Origin of the sequence: Streptomyces sp. NPDC004610, from assembly GCF_040609715.1 — a bacterium.
Taxonomy (GTDB): Bacteria; Actinomycetota; Actinomycetes; order Streptomycetales; family Streptomycetaceae; genus Streptomyces.
The window spans coordinates 1-1,055 of record NZ_JBEXLA010000097.1 but is presented as its reverse complement, the minus strand read 5'-3'; the positions used below and the strand labels follow the sequence as shown (position 1 = coordinate 1,055).

1 protein-coding gene is annotated in these 1,055 nt (G+C 66.6%); it reads right to left on the bottom strand.

Features of this window, described 5'->3' with window-relative positions; genetic code table 11:
• Positions 1 to 29 precede the first annotated feature (29 nt).
• Entirely contained in the window at positions 30 to 956 is a 927-nt protein-coding gene (gene hemC, locus ABZX40_RS41515; RefSeq protein ID WP_355751429.1) for a hydroxymethylbilane synthase, read from the bottom strand.
• Between the last annotated feature and the right edge of the window lie 99 nt (positions 957 to 1,055).

Sequence of the window (1,055 nt, the reverse complement as noted above, 5' to 3'; positions counted from 1 at the left end):
GGAGGAACTCCCACTCCTCATCAGACAGCTCATGACGACGTATCACCCGACCATGATCCACCACGCAAGATCAATTGAAGACACGCCCTAGGCCCGAGGGCAGTACGCACCGCGTCAAGGATCGAATGGGCTCCCTGGTCGATGAGCTGTTCGGCCAGGGCGGCGCCGAGCTTTTCCGGCTCGGCGGACGGGCCGGTCATCGTCCCGGCAACCCGTTCGCGTCCGTCCAGCGACGTGACCTGACCCGCCAGGGACAGTTCCCCGCTCGGCAGAGTCTCGGCGTAAGCCCCCACGGGCACGCTGCACCCACCGTGCAACTGGGCGAGCAGGGACCGCTCGGCACGGACCGCGGCGTCGGCCGACGCGTCCCCGACCGTGGACAGCATCGCGCGCAACGGGGTCGAGTCGTCATCGGTGCGGACCTGAATCCCGAGAGCCCCTTGACCGGGGCTCGGCGGGAACAGGTCGAGCGGCAGCATTTCCGTGATCGCGTCACCGAGTCCTAGCCGGCGGAGTCCCGCAACCGCGAGAACCACGGCGTCAAGGCCCATGGTTTCGATCTTTTTCAAGCGGGGCGGGACGTTTCCCCGGATCGGCACGATCTCAAGATCGGGGCGCACGGCGAGTAGCTGAGCGATCCGCCGAGGAGCCCCGGTACCGACTCGGGCCCCCTTCCGGAGCCCCGCGAGGGTCGACCCGCACAACGCGTCCCGCACGTCCTCACGTCCTGGCGGGGCCAGCAGCGTCAGTCCGCGCGGGTTCGCCGTGGGAAGGTCCTTCAGCGAGTGGACCACCACGTCGACGTCCCCCCGGGACAGGGCCGCCTCCTGTTCGCTGCTGAACGCCGATCCTCCGCTCACCGCGGATACGGCGGACAGAGCAGACTTACGGTCCTTGTCGCCCCCTTCCAAGATCACCCGATGAGTGAAGGTGATCTCAGGGAAGCGTTCACGCAAGGGGCCTAGTGTGATGCGCCGGAAATCCTGAGGATTAGTAAGTACCCTGTTGCCATGTCGCATTCGGGGCCCTCTGCTGTGGCGATCACGTTGTCCGAT